General features: G+C 39.4%; 19 protein-coding genes. 13 read left to right on the forward strand and 6 right to left on the reverse strand.

All coding sequences use genetic code 11. The annotated features are described in order from the left end of the window. Window positions 1-8: 8 nt before the first annotated feature. Window positions 9-374: a hypothetical protein gene (locus tag MKY20_RS17140; RefSeq protein WP_019381055.1), complete on the forward strand. Its 366-nt coding sequence runs from the start codon at window positions 9-11 to the stop codon at window positions 372-374. Between the two features lie 125 nt (window positions 375-499). Here MKY20_RS17140 and MKY20_RS17145 read toward each other — a convergent pair whose 3' ends face one another. Next, window positions 500-1,105: a CotY/CotZ family spore coat protein gene (locus MKY20_RS17145; protein WP_009334444.1), complete on the reverse strand. Its 606-nt coding sequence runs from the start codon at window positions 1,103-1,105 to the stop codon at window positions 500-502. Window positions 1,106-1,369: 264 nt separating this feature from the next. Between MKY20_RS17145 and MKY20_RS17150 the strand changes: the two genes are divergently transcribed. Further along, the gene (locus tag MKY20_RS17150; RefSeq protein ID WP_284521977.1) at window positions 1,370-2,743 is read left to right on the forward strand and encodes an N-acetylmuramoyl-L-alanine amidase; all 1,374 of its coding nucleotides are present in this window, start codon (window positions 1,370-1,372) and stop codon (window positions 2,741-2,743) included. A 44-nt stretch (window positions 2,744-2,787) separates the two neighbouring features. Here MKY20_RS17150 and trhA read toward each other — a convergent pair whose 3' ends face one another. Further along, entirely contained in the window at window positions 2,788-3,435 is a 648-nt protein-coding gene (gene trhA / locus MKY20_RS17155) for a PAQR family membrane homeostasis protein TrhA (RefSeq protein WP_258753454.1), read from the reverse strand. A gap of 143 nt (window positions 3,436-3,578) precedes the next feature. On the opposite strand from trhA, the gene MKY20_RS17160 reads away from it, so the two are divergent. Further along, window positions 3,579-4,145, forward strand: coding sequence for a DUF1836 domain-containing protein (locus MKY20_RS17160; RefSeq protein ID WP_341002095.1), 567 nt, complete (start codon window positions 3,579-3,581; stop codon window positions 4,143-4,145). Between the two features lie 621 nt (window positions 4,146-4,766). Here MKY20_RS17160 and MKY20_RS17165 read toward each other — a convergent pair. Next, complete coding sequence (locus MKY20_RS17165) at window positions 4,767-5,597, reverse strand: undecaprenyl-diphosphate phosphatase (protein WP_217024726.1); 831 nt, start codon at window positions 5,595-5,597, stop codon at window positions 4,767-4,769. 336 nt (window positions 5,598-5,933) lie between these two features. Here MKY20_RS17165 and MKY20_RS17170 point away from each other — a divergent pair, with 336 nt between their 5' ends. From MKY20_RS17170 to MKY20_RS17190, 5 genes are all read left to right on the forward strand, one after another. Continuing rightward, window positions 5,934-6,995, forward strand: coding sequence for a multicopper oxidase domain-containing protein (locus MKY20_RS17170; protein WP_252246446.1), 1,062 nt, complete (start codon window positions 5,934-5,936; stop codon window positions 6,993-6,995). 131 nt (window positions 6,996-7,126) lie between these two features. Then, window positions 7,127-8,479 (forward strand): right-handed parallel beta-helix repeat-containing protein, encoded by a 1,353-nt coding sequence (locus MKY20_RS17175; RefSeq protein ID WP_341002104.1) that lies wholly within the window; start codon window positions 7,127-7,129, stop codon window positions 8,477-8,479. Next, entirely contained in the window at window positions 8,469-8,942 is a 474-nt protein-coding gene (locus MKY20_RS17180) for a nitrous oxide reductase accessory protein NosL (RefSeq protein WP_217024734.1), read from the forward strand. Before MKY20_RS17175 ends, MKY20_RS17180 begins: the two co-directional genes overlap by 11 nt. Window positions 8,943-8,977: 35 nt before the next feature. Further along, window positions 8,978-9,931, forward strand: a complete 954-nt coding sequence (locus MKY20_RS17185) for an ABC transporter permease (protein WP_251264491.1) — start codon at window positions 8,978-8,980, stop codon at window positions 9,929-9,931. Window position 9,932: 1 nt separating this feature from the next. Next, window positions 9,933-10,628, forward strand: coding sequence for an ABC transporter ATP-binding protein (locus MKY20_RS17190; RefSeq protein WP_217024738.1), 696 nt, complete (start codon window positions 9,933-9,935; stop codon window positions 10,626-10,628). A 48-nt stretch (window positions 10,629-10,676) separates the two neighbouring features. Here MKY20_RS17190 and MKY20_RS17195 read toward each other — a convergent pair whose 3' ends face one another. After that, a complete protein-coding gene (locus MKY20_RS17195) occupies window positions 10,677-11,921 on the reverse strand; it encodes a TolB family protein (protein ID WP_217024740.1) in 1,245 nt (414 codons plus the stop codon). 232 nt (window positions 11,922-12,153) lie between these two features. On the opposite strand from MKY20_RS17195, the gene MKY20_RS17200 reads away from it, so the two are divergent. From MKY20_RS17200 to MKY20_RS17215, 4 genes are all read left to right on the forward strand, one after another. Further along, window positions 12,154-13,383, forward strand: coding sequence for a CNNM domain-containing protein (locus tag MKY20_RS17200; protein ID WP_251174556.1), 1,230 nt, complete (start codon window positions 12,154-12,156; stop codon window positions 13,381-13,383). 189 nt (window positions 13,384-13,572) lie between these two features. Then, window positions 13,573-13,722, forward strand: a complete 150-nt coding sequence (locus MKY20_RS17205; protein WP_009334457.1) for a hypothetical protein — start codon at window positions 13,573-13,575, stop codon at window positions 13,720-13,722. Between the two features lie 188 nt (window positions 13,723-13,910). Continuing rightward, entirely contained in the window at window positions 13,911-14,546 is a 636-nt protein-coding gene (locus tag MKY20_RS17210) for an FMN-dependent NADH-azoreductase (RefSeq protein WP_009334459.1), read from the forward strand. A 122-nt stretch (window positions 14,547-14,668) separates the two neighbouring features. Then, window positions 14,669-15,268 carry a YdcF family protein gene (locus tag MKY20_RS17215; RefSeq protein ID WP_217024747.1) on the forward strand — a complete coding sequence of 200 codons (600 nt, stop codon included), beginning with the start codon at window positions 14,669-14,671 and terminating at the stop codon, window positions 15,266-15,268. A 181-nt stretch (window positions 15,269-15,449) separates the two neighbouring features. Here the strand turns inward: MKY20_RS17215 and MKY20_RS17220 are convergent, their stop codons facing one another. Then, window positions 15,450-15,878 carry a cell wall hydrolase gene (locus MKY20_RS17220; RefSeq protein ID WP_019379782.1) on the reverse strand — a complete coding sequence of 143 codons (429 nt, stop codon included), beginning with the start codon at window positions 15,876-15,878 and terminating at the stop codon, window positions 15,450-15,452. Between the two features lie 166 nt (window positions 15,879-16,044). After that, a complete protein-coding gene (locus MKY20_RS17225; RefSeq protein ID WP_284521985.1) occupies window positions 16,045-17,187 on the reverse strand; it encodes a CAP domain-containing protein in 1,143 nt (380 codons plus the stop codon). 235 nt (window positions 17,188-17,422) lie between these two features. Here MKY20_RS17225 and speD point away from each other — a divergent pair, with 235 nt between their 5' ends. Next, entirely contained in the window at window positions 17,423-18,247 is an 825-nt protein-coding gene (gene speD, locus MKY20_RS17230; protein ID WP_341003387.1) for an adenosylmethionine decarboxylase, read from the forward strand. Window positions 18,248-18,370: the final 123 nt, after the last annotated feature.

Genomic DNA, 18,370 nt, shown 5'->3' on the forward strand with positions numbered 1-18,370 from the left:
TGATGGAAATGTTCAGAACCTATACCGACTATGTTAATAAGACCGCATTAACAATCCCAGATCAGTTCATTGATGTCAAAACTGGGGCATCTGTAAAAGTCTCAAAGAAGATACAGGATCAAGTCGACTATCATTCCAATAATAATACGCTGATCCATTTAGTTTTATCAGCTTTAAACAGCTATCTCCATCCCAAAAATATGAACAGCGACATCATACTCGCAGAAATTAATGAAATTAAGAAAATGATGCAATCAGGCTATGTTCCAGTCCAGACGCCAGCATATAAAGAGAAGAAGGCTCTTCATGAGTCAATTTCAGATGAGGTTGATATAAAAGAAGTAGAGGATGTGCTGGAGGCTTTTGGAGGCTAATCTGCTTAATGCAAAAAAGGTGCGCCATGCCAGAATGGTGCACCTTTTTTACTGGGCTATTCATAGTGTTAGGAATCGGCGAATCATTTAGCAAAGCCCATAATACAAGCAGGAATAGTAAAGTTCTATAAGCGGATGGCAGGCAGACAGGTTACAGCACAAAAACAGGAAAGATCCACATTTATGCATATACCTGTAGGAATGAGATCTTCTACGTTTTCACAATCGATTTGGCTGCAAGGTGAACAAAAATCTTTTGTATGTGATTTAAACGGGTCTTTAGAAGATTTACATTGCTTGAAAGTCAACAATTCCAATACAGCACATTTGCCATCAAATTCTTTAATTCTAAAAATGAATGATGTTATACAAGCAAATTTCTTTTCCTTGGAATGATGAGTGAATGTGGTCACACCTGTAGCTTTAAATGGTTCACAGCTCCCGCAATATAAAAGGAATGGAATTGTATTCTTTTTTGGTTTCTTTTGTCCTCCCATGAGGTCATCAATGGATTCCCGGCAGGAACTTCTGCATTCATCATCTAACCCTGCTTTTTTCTGGGCTTTAAAAATGGCCTCCAAAACCTCTTCAACACAATTTTCATAGAAATTTTTCCGGTGTTTACCTTCGTCCCAGTCTGGTTTTATATGACATTCACAGTCGCAATCATGCTCATGGCAAAAATCATGCCTCTCAAACTCTTTATTGTTTTTCTTCCCGCACAAACCCATGATTTTTCACTCCCCGAAAAATTAGTTCCACCATTAGCATACGGCTGCACCTAAGTTTTTGAATGAGAATGTCGCCTATTAAAAGACAATTTTTTATGATTCCTGCTATGGAAATCAATATTGCTTGGTCATGCGTACAAGCCATTTCTGCTTTTAAACATACACTATTACATGCAAGTACTTGCTGTGTTAAATTGATTTATAATGAACTGGGAAGCTCCAAACTTTGAAATATAAGAATTCAATAATAAAGGAGTGAGGACCATGAAGCTTTATTTAGACCCTGGACACGGAGGTACTGATCCAGGAGCACAGGGAAACGGAATAAGAGAGAAAGATATTGCGCTTGATATCGCAAAAAATATAAAAAATATCTTATTGGCCGGCTATCAGAATATAGAAGTTAGAATGAGCCGTGAAAATGATACAACTAAGAGTTTGAGCCAAAGGACATCTGAAGCTAATAGCTGGGGGGCTGATTTTTACCTCTCCATACACTGTAATGCCGCGAATGGTGCAGCGAGGGGCTATGAAGATTTTATTCATAACAGCCTTGGCAGCACTTCCCAGACAGCCAGCTATCAGAATATTATCCATGCTGAAGTCACTAAACTGAATAAGCTCATCGATAGAGGTAAGAAGAAAGCTGACTTTCATGTACTGCGTGAATCAGCCATGCCAGCCCTTTTAACAGAAAATGGGTTTATTGATAATTCTGCAGATGCCGCTTTAATGAAAGATCCGCTGTGGAGACAAAGGGTGGCACAGGGACATGTTAATGGAATTGCAAAAGCCTTTAGCCTTAAAGCGAAACCGGCAGTCCCGCCGCAGCCGCCAAAGCCAGTCGATCCCAGTAATCTATACAGAGTGATTGCCGGTTCATTTACAAATAGAAAAAATGCTGAGGAAAGGTCTGCCGCTCTAAAAAATAAAAGCATTGAAACGGTTATAGCCACTGCTGAAATTTCAGGCACGGTCTGGTACAGGGTACAGGCCGGTGCTTTCAGTACGAAGGAAAATGCAGAAAAACAACTGGAAACAGTAAAAAAAGCGGGAATAACAGATGCCTATATACTGTCAGACGCTCCGCCGGCAGTGCCTTCTGAACCCAAAGGCTATTCCATTCTGGGAGTAACGCATTTGTCACCAGAGCATATGAATCAATATGCAAAACAGGTAAACCCGAATGCTGCCAATTTAGGTTCATTCTATTCGGCTATTGGGGAATATTATGGTATCAGAGGGGATATAGCTTTTGCACAGGCCATGCATGAAACCAACTTTCTCCGATTCACTGGTGATGTTAAACCTGGCCAGAATAATTATGCAGGAATCGGCGCAACAGGGAATGGTGCGGCAGGAGCAAGCTTTTCCACACAGGAAGAAGGCGTTTTAGCACATATTCAGCATTTATATGCCTATGCTTCTACACAGCCGCTACCTCCTAAATATCCACTGGCGGATCCGCGTTTCAGCCTTGTGAAAAGAGGTTCGGCAAAGCTATGGCAGGAACTGAATGGCAAATGGGCTGTGCCTGGAACCAATTATGCTCAATCTATCCTGAACATCTACAAAAACATGGTTAGATTTTCTGATCAGAAATTAGAAGCTGTTGTGAAGGATGTAGAAGGCAGCTAATCAAAAAAAGCGGACATGAGGGTGTCCGCTTTTTTAACTATCTGTCAGATCACATACATGAACACACAAAGAAAGTGTGCCATGCTTCCCATCATAATGAAAATATGAAAAATCTCATGAAAACCCAAATGTTTGAACTCCAGGAACTTTGGTTTAATCGCATAAATCACTCCGCCTATCGTGTATAGGATGCCTCCCAGCAAAAGAAGCATTACACCATTACTGCTTAAAGACTCAGAAAGCGGCGAAAAGGCAAAAACAATAATCCATCCCATTGCAATGTATAAGGCTGTTGATAGCCAGCGGGGAGATCTGAACCAGATCATTTTAAACAGAATCCCCGATAAAGCAACAGCAGAAACAATGGAAAATAGAACCCAGCCGGTCACACCATTTAAAGTAATAAGGCAAAAAGGTGTATAGGAACCTGCAATCAATACATAAATCATGGAATGATCCAGCTTTCTTAAAAAGGCAATGACTTTATCTTTAGCTATCACCATATGATAGGTAGCTGAGGCTGAATAGAGCAGCATCAAACTGATTCCAAAAATAGCAACAGCAGTAATGGCAAGCGGTGAAGATGTCGTCAGTGAGGCTTTGATAACCATGGCAAGCAATCCGGCAAAGGATAAAATGGCTCCTGCTAAATGGGTCAATCCATTTATGGGCTCCCGGATGTATGAATTCATAATATCTCCTCCTAATGTTCTTTTATGTAGTTTTAATAACTACTTAATATAATATATACAAAACGTCATCTAGTCAATATTTACAACTTATGCTTTTTTAAGTAGAATTTATATAATAACAGGTGAGGATTTGAGGGATAAATATGGAAATGGGTAAACTCATTGCGGATAATCAAATTCAATTGGAAGATATCCCGCAGATAGATTTATATATGGATCAGGTGATCCAGCTATTTGAAAATACTTTTGGCAGCTCGACGAGAAACGAAGAGGAAAAAGTGCTAACTAAGACAATGATAAATAACTATGCAAAAGGGAAATTGTTTTTTTCTGTCAAAAATAAAAAATATTCAAAGGAGCATCTTATTTTAATTGCTTTCATTTATCAGCTTAAAGGGGCTCTATCCATAAACGATATTAAAAGCCTATTAAATGGCGTCAACACCCGAACAGCAGAAGGAAAGATGGATCTGGACCATTTTTATCAGCTATACCTCGATTTAACTAAACTTAATGTTGATGCATTTGTGAATGATCTGGAAAATCAGGCATCCAGGGCAGCAGAGGAAGCAAAAGAGCTTAATGAAGATCAGCCAGCTGAGCTTGAAAAAGTCCTGCTGGCAACATCACTGGTTCACATGAGCAACTTGTACCGAAAAGCAGCTGAACGCATTGTAGACGATGTAAAAAATGAAGCGGATCAAAAATAGGAAGGCGGGAAACTCCATTAAGAAAAGCGAAAAACGAAAACCAGGGCTGCTGCGTGAGATTTTGAATGAATTCCTGGATTCCATTGTGATCTCAATATTTATTCGGATCGTACTGTGGATTCCGAGGGTAATTTTCAACTTCCTTAAAAATTTGTTTTAAAAATAAGCAATTGGTTCGGACAGGAGAAAACGACATGACGCTCATAGAGTCCGTACCTGCCACAACTTCATGTGCCAGAGTCCGAACCTGCCACAACTTCGGACAGAAAAAGGGAAAATCTATGTGCCAAAGTCCGAACCTGCCTTGACCTCGGACAGAAAAAGGAGAAAACCCCTTGCCAGAGTCCGAACCCGCTACGACTTCGGACAGAAAAAGGAAAAATCCCTGTGCCAGAGTCCGAACCTGCCACGACTTCGGACAGAAAAAGGGAAAATCCCTGTGCCAGAGTCCGAACCTGCCACGACTTCGGACAGTAAAAGGAGAAACTCCCGGGCCAGAGTCCGAACCTGCCACGACTTCGGACAGAAAAGTAGTCAACCCCGGGCCAGAGTCCAAACCACTCCCGTCTTCGTCCTATAAACCAAAACAAAACCCGGGCTGTAAAGGCCCGGGTTCATTTTTTAAAAGAATATGAAATATATAACCCCTGCCAGTACAATTCTGTAAATGGCAAAAGGAATAAGTTTAACTTTATTGATCATTTTCAAAAAGAAGCGGATTGAAATCAAGGCAAAAACAAATGCACTGATGAAGCCTGCAATAAAGAAAGGAAGCGCATCGACTGAAAAGTACTCAAGATTTTTTATTAAGGATAGAAAGCTCGCGCCAGCCATGATGGGCACAGCCATGATAAAAGTAAAATCAGCTGCAGCACGGTGTGACAGGCCGAGCAGCACGCCGCCTGAAATGGTTGAACCTGAACGTGAGAACCCGGGCCAAAGTGAGAAGCACTGAATCAATCCAATAGATAGAGCCTGTTTATAGGTGATTTGATCAACTGAAACTGTTTTCGGGTCTTTGCCTCCAAAAATATCAGCAAAAATCATCAGAAATGCACCAATTACCAAGCCAATCAGTACTGTCTCAGTTGAAAACAGGTGTTCATCAATATAATCCTCAAATAAAACGCCAAGAATCCCGGCAGGAATTAATCCGACAATCACTTGAGACAATTTCAGACGGCTCTGTTTTTCTTCAGAGTTTTTGCTCCTTCCCCCAAGACCGAGCATTTCCATGAACCGTTCCTTAAAAATAATTACAACCGCTAAAATGGAACCGAGCTGAATGACAACTTTAAAAGTATTAGCTTCATATTTTGACAAAAACTCTTTTGTATTGAGCCACATATCATCCACAATAATCATATGTCCAGTAGATGACACTGGAGCAAACTCCGTCATTCCTTCAACAAATCCCAAAATAATCGCTTTTAAAATCATAATAAAATCCATCTTTTAATTAATTCTCCTTCTATTCTATCTGATTCAACTAAACTCCATTTAATGATTATAAACCATTTAAGATAGATAGGAACAATTTTTTACAAAGTAATATAGATGTAAAGTGTCCATTAATTAGCTGAGACGCACTTATGGAGCCGGCATGATTGAAACACCTGGCGATTAAAGTAATAACTCTTCTATCCTTTTAAACAATAGAAAAGTGATCACTAATTCACAAACTCTTCACAGAATTTCAAAGTCTTGTGAGAAAAATCACCAAAATCGGTCCATATTTACCATATGATAAAAGCAGATAAACCAATCGATTATAAGGAGGAAATCAAGATGAAAAAAGGAGTAAAATATCTGCTTACTTCGGCTATAGGCATAGGGTTAATATCGGGATGCAGCCAGGGGGCATCACCGGAAAGTTCCCTTCAGCCTGAGGAAAAGGTTCTGGCAGCAGTAACAGCTCAGCCCGAGGCAATCGCACCGCATAAAGACTTAAATCAGGAGCCCATTCCATTGAAAATTGATAGAGTCGGGCCAAAAGAAGTAAATGTAGAAATGACTTCCCAAATCACGGATATTGAAATCGACAAAGGAAAATTCTATAAAGCATGGACGTTTAATGGTGAAGCGCCAGGTCCTGTAGTTGTCGTTAATGAAGGGGACACAATCAATTTCACCTTAAAAAACATGGATCCGGCAATACCGCACAGCATGGACTTTCACGCTGTACACGCAGCTCCTTCAAAAGACTTCTCCAACGTTCAGCCAGATGAAACGGGAACATTCAGTTATCCTGCAAATAAACCAGGAGTGTTTATGTATCATTGCGGAACTTCACCGGTATTATCACATATAGCAAATGGAATGCACGGAACTATAATTGTAAAGCCTAAAGACGGCTATCCGACTGATAAAGAGATTGATAGAGAATATACAATTATTCAAAACGAGTGGTATAAGTACAACGATCTGGAGGATTTTACAAACGGCGTTCCCAGTCATGTGGTTTTCTCCACAAAAGCTTTAAAAAAAGGAGACCCTAATACTAATGGGGATACGTTCACACTTAAGGATAATCCGCTTCTGGCTAAAGTAGGGGATAAGGTGAGGATATATATAAATAATGTAGGGCCAAATGAAGTTAGCTCTTTCCATGTGGTGGGTACTGTGTTCGATGATGTTTACATTGATGGCAACCCTTATAACCGCTATAAAGGTCTCCAAACGGTCATGCTCCCGGCAAGCGGCGGTGCAGTAGTGGAATTTACAGTTACCAAGGCAGGCAGCTATCCAATTGTTACTCATCAGTTTAACCATGCACAAAAAGGAGCCGTCGCCATCCTGAAGGTAACTGAGACCGGAGAAGACGACGGTAAGGCTACAATGAGCCATTAAATATAAATAAAAACTCAACTTAAAATAAATTATACAAGATACAAATTAAAAATGGAATCCTTTTTCCGGCGGTCTATTTAGAATTAATAGGCGGCGGCCAGAAATCATATTTCCGGGCAGGTGAGCGCTGAGTGTATAAAAAAATCGGATGGATCCTATTATTTTTAAGTTTGATCCTTGCCGGAAAAGCTTCCGCTCAGGAAATGACAGCAGCTTCATCAAAAGAGCTGAAAGCGGCCTTGTCAGACCCACAGGTATCAGTCATAAAATTACAATCCGGAATATATGAAGGAAACATACTTATAGAGAGAAAGGTTCACATAATTGGGGATAAAGGAACAAGAATATTGGGAACAGAAAAAGGCCATGTGCTGACGATTGCAGCAGATGATGTCATTGTGGAAAATCTGGAAGTGGAGGGAAGCGGATCACAGAATGCTGGAATATATGTGAAAGGAGACCGTGCCTATCTCCATCATATTGCCCTAAGAAATGTATTTCACGGCATCTATGCAAGGAATTCCTATGGACACAGGTTTGAAAATAACCTCATTACCAGCTTCCATGGCAGGAATCGGCACAAAGGCTTTGGCATTTATTTAGTTGAAGCACCCAATACTGCAGTAAAGGAGAATTACTTCTATCACACACAGGATGGTGTTTATGTGTCCTATTCAGATTTTTGTGAAGTCACAGGGAACATCATGTTTAAAGCACGGTATGGCGTTCACACGATGGATTCGCGAAATATATTAATAGCTGACAATCAGGTAACCGAAAGTATCAACGGCCTTATGATCATGCAAAGCTATGAAGTTTTTATACTTGAAAACTACTTCTTTAAAAATACAGAGATTGACGGAGCAGGAATTTTTATTTATGACACATTCGATTCCAAAATATCCTCCAATATTGTAAAAGGCAATTTCAGAGGGATTATTCTTGAACATGCAAAAAGAAACAGACTTGAATTTAACAATGTTCTGAGAAATGATACCGGACTTGAAATTGGGAAGAATTCAAATGATAATACCATTTATTTAAATAATTTTTCAGGGAATACAAGACAAGTCATCTCGGAAAAAGATAACAGGAATCTATTCAGTAAAAACAATTATGGAAACTATTTTGATGATCATCATTTATTAAATTTGGATAATGACCATAAAGTGGACTTTGCCTATAAAAGCGGAGATGTATTTTATCAGATGGCAGATGATGAGCCTTTATTGCAGGTCTTTTATCAAAGTCCATCCGTAGAGCTATGGAATATGATTGAACAATACACCCCAATTCCATCACAAGCATTTATCATAGATGAATCGCCGCTTGCTGAACCTGTGCCTGTGAAACAGAAAAAATTCATTTCAGAAAAAAATCATATCAATCATAGCCGTGAATTTCCTATAATCCTATTCTTTTTCCTGATCACTTTGGCAAGTTTGCTTATATTTAATTTTGGGAGGAAGCACAATGAAATATAGAACTATTCTCCTAATGGCGATTCTGGTGATATTGTTAAGTGCCTGCTCATCATCAGCGACGGAACCGACAGAAATTAAACAGAATCGTGATAGCTGCGATAACTGCAATATGGGTATTGCAGAGCTGGAGTCAGCAGCACAGCTCATTTTGAAAAGCGGGGAGCCTGTTTTGTTCGATGACATTGGCTGCATGACTCAATATATACAGACTGAGAATCCTGAATATGATGCTGCCTTTGTGCATGATTATCTCAGCAGGGAATGGATATCGTTTGAAACAAGCTCTTTTATACAGAACGGCCATATAGAAAGTCCCATGAGCTATGGAATTGCAGCCTTTGAATCATTAGAAAAAGCCGAGGAATTTCAGAAAAAAAACGGAGGTACAGCGTATTCGAAAGATGAGATTCTAAAAGCAGATATTAAGAGCTTTAAAGGAGAAGGAATGAAACACAGCCATTAAAGCTTAATTTTCCCTCAGCATGAGGAGGAAACGATATGAATCCCAAACTATTGTATTCTATGACTAAATATGAGCTTCGGCTACTGTTAAGAAGCAGGTGGCTTTTAAATTTTATGATTCTTTTTTTCTTTCTGGCAGGCCTTCTTTACTTGTATGGTCTTCAATCTGTCAAATCAGAACCCGCTGAAGTTTCATATGGACTGGAAGGTGTGAATACCAATATCGAAACCATGGGTGTTAACCCGGAATATTACGGCCTCAAAGAAATAAAGCCGGAAGAGGGGGATACGGCCGATTTTAGCCAGTCTGCCTACAATCGTTCAATTGCCATGCTGATGAATCTTTCTCTTTGGATGCTGCCCATTATATGTATGATCCTTGGCGGCAGTTCCATTATTGCCGATAAAGAAAATGGAAGATTATCCTTATACAGAACCTATCATGAATCTTCAGGATATTACCTGATCAGCAAATTCCTTTCTTTGGTTCTCTCATTATTCTTTGTGATAGGCCTATCATATGGTCTCTTCGGCTTCATTTACTCTTTGGCGGGCAGTTCCTTTGCAGCACATATTTTTCAAGTATTTTTATTGGTTAATATGTTTTTAATCCTTGTATTCTCAGCAGTATCTTTACTGATAGGAGCAATTTCCAAATCAAGGATGCAAGGACTGTCAGCAGCAATCATTTTCTGGATCATTATGGTGTTTGTATATGAATTCATCATCTTTTCAGTCACCGGGTGGATTCCTTATTCATTGAAGCAAATCAGTCTATTCTTTTTAATCCTTCTAAACCCTGTGGAATCCGTTCGCGTCTGGTCGATTTCAAAACTGAATTCCGAATATGTATTTGGTCCGGAATACTTAATGATCGAGAAGTGGGGAGCAAATGGATCTCTCACACTTGCCCTGACATTATCCATTATCCTCATTATTTTTATAACTTTCATAACATCAGCCCGGCTTTTAACGAAGAGAGGTGTGTAAAATGATTTTGGAATTGAAGGATTTATCCAAATCATATAAAAAAAAGACAGCATTGGCACCGTTGAATCTCCACATTGAAAAGGGGGAATGTATTGTTTTGTGCGGAGGGAATGGAGCCGGAAAAAGTACGATGATTAAAATGCTTACAGGCGTTGATAGTCCTACCAAAGGAGGTGTCGTATTCCATTCGAAACAGCAAAAAACATTTGCTTACATGCCTGACCAATTGATTTTCCCATCTGAACTTACACCTTACGAAATCCTTGATTATTACAGGCGATTTCTAAATAAAAACAAGGAATCCATCAAATGGGTATTACAAAAAACAGGCCTGTGGAGCGAACGGAACCAAAAAGCTGGAGGATTCTCAAAAGGGATGTCCCAGCGGCTTAATCTTGCTCAGTGTCTGCTTGCGGAAACGGACATTTATATCCTCGATGAACCGACAGACGGATTGGACCCCTATTGGGTAATTCAGCTAAAAAAAATAATAAAGGAACTGAAAGAGCAGAATAAAACAATCATTGTCAGCAGTCATATTATGAGAGACGCCATTGAGATCGCAGACAAGGTAATCATTTTATTTAATGGGAAGTTAAAATTCTATGGAGCACTTAAACAGGTGTATAAGGAATACGGATGCACCTCATTGGAGGAAATATTCCTTTTCATTCACAAGAATGAACAGCTATCATGATAAGTCCAAAAGGCGATTCCAATTAGGAACCGCTTTTTGGCCAGCTTTTTATTTTACATAAAACGAATATTGTTCAACATCCTTTGCCCACACCTTCGCATTTTTACCGTTGAGATCTGCAATCCATAAATCTCCTTTTTGCTGGGCAAGCTTTTTTCGGACCCATATTAATTTACGGGCATCCTTAATATAAAGAGGTTCATAATCCCCAATTGTTTTTTTGGGATAGGTAATTCTGGTTTGCTGGGTCTTGTTTAGCTGAATCAAACAAAGTGTTGGTTCGGGCCGCCTCTGAGGATCATTGGACCATTCACTTTCATCCACCCGTGATGCAACCAGCCTCTCATTATCCACCCAGGTAAAGCCCATTTCCGCAGATTTTGCTGGTGTAAGGTTCATGGTTTTAAAAGCAGGCAATTCAGTCACCTTCAATTTTTTGTTTTTAAAGCCCATCACAATTCTGCCCCCGCCAGCAATATAGCCCAATAAATTTCTGCCGGGTGCCCATTTAGGGACGTCCAAATGAAGGATCATCTCATCAAGAACTTCAAAATTTTTTCCATTTGCAGAGATGACACAGACCATATCACTGTCCATGGACCATGATGCAGTTGGATTAACAATGAATGAGATCCATTTTCCATCTGGTGAAAATTTAAATGTGGTTGCATTAATGGACATAATGGAAGCTTTGCCGTTGCCAATTTCCTTAGGAATCGTGAAAAGAGGTTCAACGTAATCGGTCAAATTTAGCTTTTCAAGATCGTTCGGCAGCTGAACCTTATATAGGATGGGACTTGTCCAGCCATCAGGCCTTAAGACAGCGCTTGAAGACACAATAAAGCCTTTTCCGTCAGGATACCAATTAAAATCATCTACTCCTAAAGCTACGTTATGGAATTCTTTCAAATCTGAAATATTTAAAACACTGTTGCTGGTAAAAGCAATCTTATTATCGGACGGTGCCCATTTAGCATTCCCGCCACCTTGAAAGATCTTTATATGCTTTTTTGCCTTTACATTGTATACCCATATCTCAGTGCTTTTTTCAATCGAAGGCAGTTCTTTCGCTTCCTTTTCATATAAAAGCCATTGTCCGTCATAGGACCACTTTGGCGTATGATTGAACTTAGCAGGGTCAGCTGTAATCTGTTCTTCGATATTTCCTGTTTTTAACCACAAATAGCCATTGCGTATAAAAGCTGCCTGCACATTATTTTCTCCCGTATCTCCCCATGCAGCTGACGGAATAATAAACAGGAAGCACCAAAGAATCAAAAAAACCTTGCGCATATCTTATCCTTCTTCCTTTAGGTGATTTGCTCAAAGTATATTATGGGCAAAGAGACTTATTTTATTGAAATAGGTTCAGCCTATTCGAAAATGCTTATTATTTTCGATAAGCTTTCATTTACCTTATAATGAATGGATAATTATTCAATTTTGCAAGGCACAGTTTTTGCGTGTGCAAATTGGGTAAAAACAATTACAAATGAATGTATATAAAAAATGGAGGAAACCAAATTTGTTTATTGCTATTATGTTTTTTATGTTTATGTCTTTTTTCCTGTCAGGAAGTGAAACGGCACTGACTGCCGTTAACAAAATGAAATTAAAATCCAGAGCTGATAACAACGATAAGAAATCGCAAAGAATATTAGAGGTTGTCTCGAAACCTGATGAGATGATTACTTCAATTTTAATCGGCAATAATATTGCAAATATCATGCTGCCTACACTGGTTACCATCATTGCGCTTGATTACGGATTTAACGTGGGTGTGGCAACAGGTATTTTGACTGTAGCACTTATCTTATTTGCAGAAGTTCTGCCAAAATCAGTTGCTGCAAGCTTTGCCGATAAAATTGCCTATCTAGTGTTTCCTGTAATTCGAGTCCTCATGATTATCTTAAAGCCGGTCACTTTTTTAATATCCAAATTCACTAGAGGCATCATTAAATTCCTTTCTAAAAATCAGGCAGATTCTGTTTCTGTATCAAAAGAAGAGCTCATTACCATGGTTGATATCGCTACAAGCGAAGGGACCTTCCATGAAGAAGAAACACAACGAATTAAAGGGGTCATTGATTTTTATAACTTAGATGTCAGCGACGCACTGAAAACCCCTCGAATGGAAATTGAAGGAATTCCTTATGACGCGACAATAGAAGAGGCAAAGGATATTGTAATGAATAACCGTTTTACAAGGTATCCAGTATATAAAGACAATATGGATAATATTGTCGGAGTATTTCATTCAAAAATATTGCTCGCCTGGTCCAGTCAGCCTGAAAAAACATTGAAAGATTTTACTGACCTGGAGCCCTTGTTTGTATATGAATTTCATAGCATAGACAAGGTCTTCAAAATGATGATGAAAGAAAGGAAGCACCTCGCAATCGTTCTTGATGAATATGGCGGAACAAAAGGGATCATCTCACATGAAGATATTCTTGAAGCCATGCTGGGGCAGGAAATAGAGGATGAAACGGATGAAGGCAGCGAAATCCTTATTGATGAATTAACTGAAAACCATATTATTGTACACGCAAAACTCTCAATCCGCAGAATTAATGAAGCTTTTAAAACAAAAATCCCTGAAGATGAGGATATCCTTGCCGGATTCTTATTGAAAGAAATAGGTCATTTTCCTGCAGAAGGGGAAACGCTGGATTATCATCACCTGCATTTTGAAATAAAATCAATTGAAGACAACAGGCTTAAACTGGTGGAAATCCAGAAAAAGACGCCCTGATGAAATTTGAGCATTATTTCCTTTTGGAAATAATGCTTTTTTATATTTTAAGAAATCAGAATAAAAATGGATGTTCAATGGGGACAATAGAACCAGGAAAATAAAAATATAATTTTTATATTTTTCTGACAAAATAGGTCCTTTTCAGTATATAATAAATTAAAACAAACTATTAGGAGTGATCTTCGCATGGAAAATAAGCCATTCCATTATGATGGAAGTGTGCAAATCAATTATGAAAAAGATGATAAAGCAAGTTTAAGCATTCCTTTTGAACTGACAGACGAAATGAGAAAAAATATCGGAACCAATCCATACTCAACTGAAGAACAAGAATAATGGGAGGACCCGTAGTGGGTCTTTTTTATTTTTGATGGATAAGCATGAGCAGATAATTTGAATTTCTTTTTTATTTTGAATATGATTATCTCGGATTAAGAATAAAAATGTTCATACTGCAGATGAATACATACTTTATTTCTGATTCAAACTAAAATGTCAACTCAAAATGGAAAGGTGATTGAATTATGGCTCAAGTTTTGTATATTACAGCACACCCTCATGACGATAAGGTGTCATATAGTATGGCAGCAGGAAAGGCTTTTATTGATTCCTACAAGGAAGCCAATCCAAATGATGAAGTAGTTCATATTGATTTATACAAGGAAAATATCCCGCAAATTGATGTGGATGTATTCAGCGGATGGGGTAAACTTCAGTCCGGCAAAGGTTTTGAGGAACTATCAGAAGATGAAAAGGCGAAAGTCGGCCGCTTATCTGAATTAAGCGAACAATTCGTTGCAGCCGATAAATATGTTTTCGTTACACCGCTTTGGAACTTCTCGTTCCCTCCAGTAATGAAAGCGTATCTTGATTCTGTAGCAGTAGCCGGCAAAGCTTTTAAGTATACGGCAGAAGGTCCAATTGGATTATTGTCTGATAAAAAAGCGATTCACATCCAGGCTCGCGGAGGCATTTATTCCGAAGGACCTGCAGCAGAGATGGAAATGGGTCACCGCTATTTGACAGTATTAATGCAATTCTTCGGTGTCCCTTCATTTGAAGGACTTTTTGTGGAAGGGCACAACGCAATGCCTGATAAAGCCGAAGAAATCAAAGCAGATGCTATTGCACGTGCAAAAGACAAAGCGAAAACATTCTAAACTAAAAGCAGCGGATTCCGCTGCTTTTTATTTTTTTCTAGGCATGTGTATGAAGAGCTCTTGTCCGTGATGAATAGTATAATAAAGGTAAATATTAGCTAGGGTGAAAGGGAGGGAGATGTGTGAAAATCTCAGAATTCAGCCCCAGTCATTTAAGTGAAAATGATATATCCAGGCTTCTGTACTATGGCATTGAGGATAATCTTCAAAAAGGGGATTTGATCTTTGTGCCAGGAAGCAGCAAGGCAGCAGAATATCGTCTTCCTGAAGCCATCAGACTTTATCAAAAAGGCAGGGCAAATAAATTACTTTTCTCCGGCGGTGTAAAGTGGTCTGGACATGAATTGACTGAAGCAGAAATGCTAATGAAAAAAGCAATAGGTTTCGGAATTCCTCCAAAAGACCTTTTCATTGAAAATATCTCTCTTCATACAAAAGAAAATGTACTTGCCTCGATGCTGGTTATGGATCGGATGTGCGGGCTGGAGAATATCTCCAATATTATCATTGTGACTGCTCCTTTTCATATGAGAAGGCTGCACATGACATTGTTGACGTATATGCCGAAGTGGATTCACTATTCTCTTGTATGTTCTGATGATGGTGCAACAGGGAAGGAACAATGGATGCAGGATCCTTATGGGAGAAAAAGAGCATTTGATGAAGCCCGGAAAATAATTGACTACGTGAAAAAGGGCATTCTAATGGATTTGGAAATCTAATCTCCCGGACTAACCCCCGCCAAAATCAAGTAGCAGTGATAATTTTTAAACGTCGATAACATACTAGCACCTTGCCCACCCCCTCGAGGAGGCCCCCAGGATGGGGGTCATGCTGATGTTGCCACAGGACGTGGCGTTCTTAGTCTGCGATCCTTTAGTGGGCAAGGCGCTTCCGCTTTTCTTAAAAAGTATTGTAAATGTTCTCGCATTCTTCCGCTGTTGGCTCATAAAAGCAATGAAGCTTGAATCTTCCTACTAAAGGCTGATTATACCATGTAGCTGGACAATCCCCAGGTGGCCTGAAATACCATAGAGCAAATTTGGCGGGCCAAATCCGTTCCCCTCTTACTGCCCTCCGTGCGAGTCTTCTTTCCACTTCTCTTGGCCTCTGATAAAAATAGCCTTTCTGGACAGCTTCAAAAGCATGCGGCTGATAAATCATTTCAGGTATAGTACGAATTCCAATGAAATCCGAACAATTGCCCCTGACTCTGTTAATTCCCACATTACCCACCATTAACATGCCCTGCTGGCCTTCCCCTTCTGCTTCAGCCCGAAGGAGGCGGGCCAGCAAATCTATATCTTGTTCACGTGCCTTCACAACTGCCATCTGTATCACCCTCGTCTCCCTAATTTTATATAGGCTGATATATGGTATGCACTCAAGGGGGGAAAGGTTAAATGCGGGATTTTGCCATAAGGCTGAGGAACATAATAATTTAGAGGGGAACAACTATAACAGACACGAAAAAAAGCTCCTGCAGAAGCGGGAGCTTTTATTTTGCATAAAAGTTTTCTGTATAATAAGGCTGTGACTTTGAATTAAAAGCAACGCCAACACCTAAAAATTCATAATCGGCACGCAGAATATTTTTGCGGTGGCCAAGTGAGTTCATTAATCCTTCATGAGCAAAGATACTGCTGAATTGACCGGAAGCAAGGTTTTCCCCGGCGACCATAAATGAAACTTCATCCGCCTGCATTCTGTCAAAAGGGGATAGGCCCTGCAGGTTGGTATGATCAAAATAATTGTTCTGCGCCATGTCGCTGCTGTGCTTTCGCGCCGTTTCCTTAACAGTATCATCCCATTCCATAACGGGAACTCCGTGATTTACTCTCTCGGCATTTGTAATATCGAAAAGCTGATATTCAAATCCTTCCTTTAGAGAGCTGCTGGCATTGGCATAAAAGGAATCTTTTTGCTCTTCAAGTGCTTTACTGATTATTTGTATTGAAGTTACCGTATTGTCACGATGCTTATCATAGAATATGGTTACATAATTCCCATCCAATTCGTATAGATCATAATCCCGATTCTCTTCGAGCTGATAGATAACAAATCCCTTTCTCATTTTGTCCAGCGGTTCTCCAAGCTGCTCCCTAACTGAAGACTTTGGCGTTCCATAGGCAATCTCTTTTGATGAAGAAATCAAATCCTGATTTGTATAGATGCCGGCAGCTTTCTCTTGCTTGTCATAAGCGACCATTACAAAATTTTGATATTGATCATGATAAGCATGCCAGTCTGTTCCAAATTCATTTGCAGAGGAACGTTTCGAGGAGCCAAGCTTGCTCTCGATTTCAGACTTGTCATCGCCTATTTCTATATTATGAATAGAAAAGGTTTGCTCTTCTGGGGCTTCTAAAACCGGCTTTTCGGCTTTATCCTCTGGTGTATGATTTTTATCGCCGGTATATTGCCTGATTGTAAGAAGGAATTCATCTGCCCAGTTTTGTGCCTCTTCCATCACACCGTTTATTATAGCCAGCACTTCTTCACTGTCTTTAAAAAGCTGAATATCAGATTTTATGTTATCAATTACAGTTCCTGAACTAGATTCATCTGCCAATTTCCCTTCAGGCTGTGAAAAGGCGAAACCGATAAATAACAGGATAAAAATAAATAAAAACTTCCTCAATAAATCTCCTCCCATATACCTTTCAACCCCTATCAAAGGTATGCCCATTCATTATAAGATTTAAAAATGCGGAATTGCAAAATATTGATGCCTTCCTTATTTTTCTACCCTGTTTACCATATTCTCTAACTCTTTTGGCTGCGTGATTAGATATTTTCCGTTTTTAAAAGGATAGTTTGGGTAACATAATTATAAAAATGAACAGATGCATAGCTGCTGCAAAGGGGGAAGCATGTTGAAATTAACACCGGAACAAAGAATTGAACTCCATGGTTTTAATAATTTGACGAAATCACTAAGCTTTAATATGTATGATGTCTGTTATACAAAGACGAGGGAAGAGCGTGAAGCCTATATAGATTATATTGATGAGCAATACAGTGCGGAGCGGCTTACAAAAATATTAAAAAATGTTTCCGACATCATTGGTGCCCATGTCTTAAATGTGGCACAGCAGGATTATGTCCCACAAGGTGCAAGTGTGACCGTCCTGGTATCTGAAGGACCGGTAGTGGAAGTCCCGGATGAATCCTATGATGAATCTCCTGGCCCGCTGCCTGATAATGTAGTCATGCAGCTGGATAAAAGCCATATTACCGTCCATACCTATCCTGAATATCATCCGGACGAAGGAATCAGCACATTCAGGGCCGATATTGATGTATCCACATGCGGTGAAATCTCCCCGCTAAAAGCCCTTAATTACCTCATCCATTCCTTTGATACGGACATCATGACAATCGACTACAGAGTCAGGGGATTTACACGGGACACGGACGGAAGAAAACTTTATATCGACCATGAAATCAGTTCAATCCAAAATTATATTCCTGAAGAAGTAAAAGAAGATTTTGATATGATCGATGTGAATATTTATCAGGCACATACCTTTCACACAAAGTGTAAAATAAGGGATTTTGACTTAGATAATTATTTATTCGGATACACGAAGGAAAAGCTTGATCCTAAGGAAGCTGAAGAGATCACTGAGCGGCTTACAACGGAGATGGACGAAATTTTTTACGGGAAAAATATTAACCCCGGATCTTTATCAGAGTGATCCTGAAGGCTCTCAGTTAATCGGCCTCTATTAAACCAAAACCAAATAGTACCAGATGGCGGGGAACATTAAAAGAACCAGGAGAAGTTTATATTCTCCTGGTTCTTTTAATAAATGTACATA

Origin of the sequence: Cytobacillus sp. FSL W8-0315 (assembly GCF_038002905.1) — a bacterium.
In the GTDB taxonomy this organism is placed as follows: domain Bacteria; phylum Bacillota; class Bacilli; order Bacillales; family Cytobacillaceae; genus Cytobacillus; species Cytobacillus pseudoceanisediminis.